The 7,485-nt window shown below is 40.4% G+C and carries 6 protein-coding genes; 4 read left to right on the forward strand and 2 right to left on the reverse strand.

Annotated elements, in window-relative coordinates:
* Nucleotides 1-7: 7 nt before the first annotated feature.
* Genes PSH50_RS10985 through PSH50_RS10995 form a run of 3 tightly spaced genes read left to right on the forward strand, consistent with a single transcriptional unit; the run spans nt 8 to nt 4,050 of the window.
* Complete coding sequence (locus PSH50_RS10985) at nt 8-2,356, forward strand: GNAT family N-acetyltransferase (protein ID WP_273586402.1); 2,349 nt, start codon at nt 8-10, stop codon at nt 2,354-2,356.
* Nucleotides 2,349-2,987, forward strand: a complete 639-nt coding sequence (locus tag PSH50_RS10990; protein WP_273586403.1) for a hypothetical protein — start codon at nt 2,349-2,351, stop codon at nt 2,985-2,987. The genes PSH50_RS10985 and PSH50_RS10990 overlap by 8 nt, the downstream gene beginning before the upstream one ends.
* Nucleotides 2,971-4,050 (forward strand): heparan-alpha-glucosaminide N-acetyltransferase domain-containing protein, encoded by a 1,080-nt coding sequence (locus PSH50_RS10995; RefSeq protein ID WP_273586404.1) that lies wholly within the window; start codon nt 2,971-2,973, stop codon nt 4,048-4,050. Before PSH50_RS10990 ends, PSH50_RS10995 begins: the two co-directional genes overlap by 17 nt.
* 37 nt (nt 4,051-4,087) lie before the next feature.
* Here PSH50_RS10995 and PSH50_RS11000 read toward each other — a convergent pair whose 3' ends face one another.
* Complete coding sequence (locus tag PSH50_RS11000) at nt 4,088-4,954, reverse strand: LysR family transcriptional regulator (protein ID WP_273586405.1); 867 nt, start codon at nt 4,952-4,954, stop codon at nt 4,088-4,090.
* 101 nt (nt 4,955-5,055) lie between these two features.
* On the opposite strand from PSH50_RS11000, the gene PSH50_RS11005 reads away from it, so the two are divergent.
* On the forward strand, nt 5,056-5,556 hold the full coding sequence (locus tag PSH50_RS11005; protein WP_054982007.1) for a lactoylglutathione lyase family protein: 501 nt from the start codon (nt 5,056-5,058) through the stop codon (nt 5,554-5,556).
* Nucleotides 5,557-6,335: 779 nt separating this feature from the next.
* Here PSH50_RS11005 and PSH50_RS11010 read toward each other — a convergent pair.
* Entirely contained in the window at nt 6,336-7,310 is a 975-nt protein-coding gene (locus tag PSH50_RS11010) for a transposase (protein WP_273609623.1), read from the reverse strand.
* Nucleotides 7,311-7,485: the final 175 nt, after the last annotated feature.

The raw sequence follows: 7,485 nt of genomic DNA on the forward strand, positions 1-7,485 counted from the left end.
AGTTTTTATGTATTTTTCATCTTTTGTAACCACGTTACAACACACAGGTAATGTGACTATGCGGTTACTACAGCAAAGCGATATGCCCATAATTTGCCAGTGGCTTACACTACCTTACGCCCATTTTTGGGGTATGAGTAAACACACCCCCGAGCAAATGTGCAGCGCCTACCAAGATATAATTAACAACCCGCACCATCATGCCTATGTTATTGAGCAAAATAATGAGCTGCTTGCCTTAGCTGAGCTTTACAGCCCAAAGCACGACAAACTACTCGCAGCTGCCTATGAGGTACTGCCAAACGATACCGGCATGCATATTTTACTTGCCCCAAATACACAGCCTAAACGCCATTTTAGTTTTGAAATAATGCAGTGCGTATTGCACAGTATTTTTACTCATAATGCCGATGCACGCGTAGTAGTAGAGCCCGATATTGCCAATAGTAAAATTCATACCTTAAATAAGCGTTTAGGTTTTGTGCATACTAAGCAAATAAACCTTGGTGATAAAAACGCCTACCTTGGGTTTTGTAATAAAGCTGCGTTTGAAACGCACGTTAATTTACATCACAAAGCGCAAACGCCAATAAACACCGACTATATAAAGTTTGACCACTGGCAATGGGCAAACAGGCACTTACAAAGTAAAGCCATTAGCGAGCTGGTACACGAGCGCTTATTGGTTGCAGAGCAAACCCCACAAGGTTTTAAAGTAAATATTGAAGGGGGTTATTTTATATTTAATGGCCGTGCTATGGCGCTTAACCACATAGATATAGACGAGCCAAGCTTATGCTTTTATAACCTTAACAACGAGCAAGTAGAGCTTGATGTACTGCACTTTTTTAGTGTGCAAGGCCCTGCGCTGGGTTTAACTGGCGAGCGTTTAGCCACCTACCTTGAAGAGCTTAACGCCACTCTTGCGAGTGCCTGTTATAAACGCGAAAACAACACCCTTAGCGCAGCCGAACTAGCGCAATTAGGGCTACAACAAATAGAGGCCGCAATGAGCGAAGGCCACCCTGCGTTTGTGGCTAATAATGGCCGTATTGGTTTTAGCAAAACCGACTTTTTACGCTATGCGCCAGAGGTGGGTAAACCGTTTAAAGTGCTGTGGTTAGCGGCGCACAAAACAGTATGTGATTTTGCTTATAGTGAATACTTTAGTGATTACCCAAGCCATATCAGTGGTGAGCTTGATTTAACCACCCGTGATGCGTTTACCAAAGCGCTAAAAGCGCAAAACCTAAACCCCGACGACTACCTATTAATACCAGCGCACCCGTGGCAATACCAACATAAATTAAGTGTGGTGTTTGCCAACGAGTTTGCCAATAACCGCTTAGTGTATTTAGGTGAAGGCGACGATTTATATCAAGCGCAACAATCTATTCGCACGTTATATAACTGCTCACACCCGCATAAGCCGTATTTAAAAGTGGCGCTGTCTATTTTAAATATGGGTTTTATGCGCGGGCTTTCGCGCGCTTATATGGCGGTAACCCCGGCTATAAATGATTGGGTATTTAATAAAGTAAACTACGACCCCACGCTTAGCGCGTGCAATTTTACTGCACTAAGAGAGTACGCCACCTTAGGGTATGCGCATCATACCTTTGAGCAAAGCGCGTTGGGCGATACACCGTACCGTAAAATGTTTGCCTGTTTATGGCGCGAGAACCCAAACCATAACTTACAAAATAATGAGCAGCTCACCACCATGGCCGCACTACTGCACCTAGATAACAACGGTAAAAGTATGGCAGGTGCATTAGTAGATCAAAGTGGTTTAAGCACACATGCTTGGCTGCAACACTATTTTAACGCCTATCTTATTCCGTTAGTGCATTGTTTTTATGCCCATAAATTAGTGTTTATGCCGCACGGCGAAAATCTCATTTTAAAGCTTAAAAACTCAGTGCCTGTTGGCGCTTACATGAAAGACATAGGCGAAGAAGTCGCGCTGCTTAATAGCACTGAACCTTTACCTGATGAGGTTTCGCGCATTCATATTACTATGCCAAAAGAGCTTGAATTACTGAGCATATTTACCGATGTATTTGACTGCTTTTTTAGATACCTAGTGGCTATTTTAGTAAGAGAAGAGCGCATTACCGAGCACGACTTTTGGCACGGCGTTGCGCAAAGTGTTAAAGCGTATCAACAGGCTAACCCTGCCTTAAATGCGCGTTTTAAAGAGTATGACTTTTTTAGTGATGAATTTGCACACTCTTGCTTAAACCGCTTGCAGCTTGGCAATAATAAACAAATGGTTGATTTAACCGACCCAGCAGGCAGTTTACAGTTTGCCGGAAGTTTAAATAACCCAGTATCGGCAAAGCTGTATGGCTAAGCCTGTAACCCTTGCGCACTTTTTATTTTGCCCAAGTGAGCCAGCTACTGCGGCTCAACCAAGCTTAGATTTAGTGCGCAAATTAGCGATTCATTGCAAGGCGCACTACCCACATGCGCCTGGGCAATTTATTAGCCGGCATTTATATTTGCAGCTTTGTTGGCAAACTATTTATGCCTATTGTTATTGGCGTACTTCTAAACAAAATGCACATAATCCCATGCAATTACAGTTAACAATTAGCGGCGCTTATAGCCGAGGGTTTAACCTCAGCGGTGCGCCTATATTAAGTAAAGCCGAACAAAACACTGCACTTATTGAGTTTATTAGCTGTGTAGGAAAGTGGATAAATACCGATTATGCGCTGGGAAAAAAAGAGCAAGGGCGCTTATTAATCGACACCCTTAACAGCGCATTTGAGCGCGCCCATAGCTTAAATTTAGCAAGCGCTGATCACACTACACATTGCCATCAGCAGCTACACAATTTAATCAGCAATCACTTTAATTTAAACACCCCATTTAAATTAACGGCCGATCGCTTAACGTGCTGTCGTTATTATTTAGCAGGTTATAAAAAATGCCAAACCTGCCCTAAAAAGGATATTAAAACCAATGAACACACGTCTTAAAACGATAGACCTTGCCCGAGGTGCGAGCGTTTTTATTATGATTTTGGTACACACTTTATGGATGTACTCGAACACCACGCTTCAAAGTGAAAGCCTATTTGGTGCTGCTATTCATATACTTGGCAAAGGCACTGCCTCGTTTTTGGTGGCAATGGGGCTGTCTATGGCGCTTTCGCGCAGGCAAACTCCCATGTTATTAATTAAGCGTGGTATACAGCTTTTACTCCTTGCTTATTTAATGAATGCGGCAAAATTTTGGCTACCCATTGAGGTATTTAATACCATGCCCGAGGCATTTATAAATGCCTATGGCTGGCAAAGCCCGATCAGTGCTGGGCAATTACAATTTATGATGTTAACCGGTGATATTTTACAACTTGCAGGGGTGAGTTTAGTGCTGTTTGGCGCGCTTAATATTGCCCGCTGGAAAACCACATGGATTGCATGTTTAGCCGTGGCTATTGCACTTGTAAGCCAGTTTGTTAGGGGGCAGCAGTTTGCGCTTTCGCCTTACATTAGCGATTTGTTTTTTGCTAATAACTACCAAGTTTATTTTCCGGTGTTTCCGTGGATAAGCGCTATATTAACCGGCTACGTGCTTGGGCGTGTATATATAAATAGCCAACATAATGCAGCGTACTTATTTAGCGTATGCGCAAAGTTAGGGGGCGTATTATTAGTGATTGGTTCCGTGTGGTTATTTATTGATTTTAAAGGCCAGTTTGGCAACTTTTTTCACTTAAATGGCGGCGGTATTATTTATTTAATTGGCTTAAATTTATGTGCATTAGCCTTAATAGAATATGCCATTGCCAATAAATTTAATGGCCCTATTACCCGCGCTCTTTTATATGCGAGCAAACATGTAACGGCCCTTTACATTATTCAATGGGTGCTAATTTGCTGGCTTATGGGCGTATTTGGTTATCATACTCAGTCGCTTTGGCCAACGTTGTGCTTAATGGTACTTATGAGTTTATTAACTTTTGCAGTGCACAAAGTGTATTTGCAAGCTAAGCAAACCATACTCGCTATTAAGCAAAAGCCTAAGCGCACAGCATAAATTGTAAAGGGGCTTTACGGGCGCAGTTACACGCGCCCTAGCCTGCTTTTATTGCTTCAATTACTGTATTCATGCGCTTTGCCATTGGCCTGTTACGATGATGACACACATAAATATTTTCGCTGATTGGATTAGCTAAATGGTGCGTTTTTATAAGCGCTGGTTTATTAAATGCGCCCACCGCATAGGCAGGTAAAACAGTAAAACCTAGCCCTAAACTTACCGGCTCGAGTATTAAACTTATTTGGTTAGAAAACCCCGTACGCTTAATTTGATCAACATGCTCAAACTCGCTGTAGTTTTCGCTAAGTAATAGCTGCGCGTGGTGTTTTGCATCGGGGTGGCCAATAAAGCCAAGCTCACATAAAACCTCCCATGTTGGGTTTTTAATATGTGCGGGGGTTACTAATAATAAAGCTTCTTGGCCAATTTTGTGGCTGGTAACTTCGCTAAGCGTGGGGGCTTGGGTTAAAAAGCCTATGTCGGCACTGTGGTTTGCCACCGCTTGCTCTACACTGGTATTAGGTGCAAAGCGATAATCAATATTAAGCTCGGTATGCTCAGCCTGTAATGCTAATAATTGGCTATAAAATTGTAGCCCACAACTGCCTGGCGATTGTATTTTTACTAGGCCGCTGTAAGGCGAGTCATCTTTTAATTGTTGTTCTAAAAATTGCCATTCTTTTAATAACAAACTGCCTTGCTGATACAAGTTTTGCCCATGCACGGTAAGGGTAAATTGTTTGCCGTGGCGCTCTAATAGCGCGCAGTTTACTTGCTGCTCTAGCTTTTTAATATGCTGACTTACGCCTGATTGGGTCATAAATAAGCGCTCGGCTGTTTGGGTAAAATGATTTACCTCAACCAACGTACAAAACGTGTTTAACCATGTCGGGTTTATCATTACAAAACGTACTCAAAATGATGATTAATGATAATTTTACTTAATAAGCACGGGTTCGTAAACTAACTCCATCAACTAATCACAGTTAAAGAGGAAGCATTATGAGTCATACATATCCACGTAGTTTTTCGCACATTGGTATTTCAGTACCTGATGTTGAAAAAGCCGTAGAGTTTTACACTAAGGTGATGGGCTGGTACACCATAATGGAGCCTACCGTGATCACTGAAGATAACAGCCCCATTGGCGAAATGTGTACCGATGTATTTGGTCCAAATTGGGAAAAATTTAAAATAGCGCACCTTTCAACAGGCGACCGTATTGGTGTAGAAATTTTTGAATTTAAAGACCAAGAAAACCCTAAAGACAACTTTGAATACTGGAAAACCGGTATCTTCCATTTTTGTGTACAAGACCCAGATGTTGAAGGCTTAGCGGAGCGTATTGTTGCTGCAGGTGGTAAAAAACGTATGCCAGAGCCACGTTACTACTACCCTGGCGAAAAGCCGTACCGCATGATCTACATGGAAGACCCGTTTGGTAACATCCTTGAGATTTACAGCCACAGCTACGAGCTTATTTACAGCGCAGGCGCTTACTAAACGTAGCGAATTTAAAAAAGTTTAGCTAAAAACAAAGGCCGCAGTATTTATTTACTGCGGCCTTTTTGTTTTAAATAGACTTGTAGATTATTAATTTGGCTAATTTAGGGATTGTTACTGCTAAATAAGAAAACAATTAAAATTAAAATGACACCCATTTCAAATGCTTTTAATTAAGATATACATAAGCACGAAAATAGCAGTGACATTAAAAACGACACCAGTTAAAAAACCAGACTCCCCTTCCTTACACCACGTACCAAGTGAAAACTGTTTATTACATTCTTGCTTTAATTAAAAAACACTCATGTTCTTATTTGTTTTCAAACGATAGCCAGGAAGAAAAATCTCACCAACTCTAAGTGCACTAAAGAGATTAAGGCAAAACAAAATGACCAATAGAACCGATATTAAGCTAACCATTTTAGGTCCTTATAATCCAATAAAAATTTCAATAAATTTATCTACCTATTATTACAGTAATAAAATTTAATATAGTAGCCTTCATTGCATGTATCAGAAAGGTGGCTGTGACTATAAACTCAAAATTAAAATGACACCCATCTTAAATTCTTCGCAAGAATATAATTTATTTAAGATGACACCCACTTTAATTATTTCAAAAAATCGACTTAATTAAATGGCTAATTTAAAAATATGTAAGCTCAAGGCATATACTGCGGTTATTTTAAAAATGTGCTGCTATTTATGTAGTTAACTAAATTTAGGGCACGCTGAAACCAGCATTTAGGCTGTTTTTTAAATCAAAGAAGGGTTTTTTAGGCTAGTAGCTTTTCGCAATTACTAAAATTAACTCGTCGCTTTTTATTTAAATGCTCGCAGTAACCTACATGTGATTGCGGCTTACCTACAGCGCCATGAAATACGCGTGTAAAGTCTTTAGTGAGTTTTAACCAGTTCTCTGGTGCTATGTTTATTCTTTCTAATAAAGGGAGCTGTGTGTTTTCAATAAAACCTGGTTTGTCATCGCGAATAATACGCCCCGTCAGCTCAACTAATTCGAGGTAATATTTAAGCTCGAACGGTAAACCTTTTGGCATAAATTTACGGGGCTTACCTGCAAATTTTAAAAGTTGTTTGGGTTGCTTTGCATTTTTAGCGCCCTGAATACGCTTTTGCACGCTGGTGAAGTTTGAGCACTCGGGGGTTTTAGCTACTTTTGCTCTTATTGGGTTTAAATCAACGTAAGCCATGCAAGCTGCAAGGGCTGCTTCATCGAGAAGAGCTTGTGATTTAAATCGCCCTTCCCAAAATCGGCCTGTGCATTTGTCTTCTTTATTTGCTTTACGAGCAATGTTTTCGTTTAAAACGCGCATAAACCAGCTAATACTAGATAACCTTTCTCTGTATTGAATAATAGTTTGCCTTAAAAAGTATCGCTCTGTACTGCTAAGCTTCTCACCTTGTAAAAATTTTTGTGTAAGTGGTGTGCCTTTACATAGCTTATGCCAGCGTAGCAATATAGCTTTGTCATTTAACCTATTTGCTTTTTTATCATCAACATAAAGCACAATATGCGTGTGATTACTCATAACTGCATAAGCACATATATCAATACAAAATATTTTAGCGAGGCTAAATAGCTTTTGTTCTACCCAGCCCCTTCGATGTTCATAAGATTTACCCGTTAATGAATCCTCACCGCATAAATAAGCATGACGTACACAGCGCGAAATACAGTGATAATATTTTGTATCTGCCAAACTTATTTGGCGCTTTCTTGCAATAGCCATGTAGCACCTAGCTTTTGATGAACCAATTAAAAAAGTAGATGCTTATTGGCCAGATTCAAGGTCGAAGTGCACCACCTTTACTAAACTATAAGTTCAGGAGGTGTGCCATGGGTACCCAATATTCACATTTATCTAACTTTGAACGTTGTCGTTTATTTGAGTGGTATCATTACCA

The organism is Pseudoalteromonas sp. Angola-7 (genome assembly GCF_028599255.1).
Lineage (GTDB): Bacteria > Pseudomonadota > Gammaproteobacteria > Enterobacterales > Alteromonadaceae > Pseudoalteromonas > Pseudoalteromonas atlantica.

Coding starts and splice junctions, on each gene's coding strand:
- PSH50_RS10985 (WP_273586402.1), top strand. CDS start 8: ATGTATTTTTCATCTTTTGTAACCACGTTACAACACACAGGTAATGTG.
- PSH50_RS10990 (WP_273586403.1), top strand. CDS start 2,349: ATGGCTAAGCCTGTAACCCTTGCGCACTTTTTATTTTGCCCAAGTGAG.
- PSH50_RS10995 (WP_273586404.1), top strand. CDS start 2,971: ATGAACACACGTCTTAAAACGATAGACCTTGCCCGAGGTGCGAGCGTT.
- PSH50_RS11000 (WP_273586405.1), bottom strand. CDS start 4,954: ATGATAAACCCGACATGGTTAAACACGTTTTGTACGTTGGTTGAGGTA.
- PSH50_RS11005 (WP_054982007.1), top strand. CDS start 5,056: ATGAGTCATACATATCCACGTAGTTTTTCGCACATTGGTATTTCAGTA.
- PSH50_RS11010 (WP_273609623.1), bottom strand. CDS start 7,310: ATGGCTATTGCAAGAAAGCGCCAAATAAGTTTGGCAGATACAAAATAT.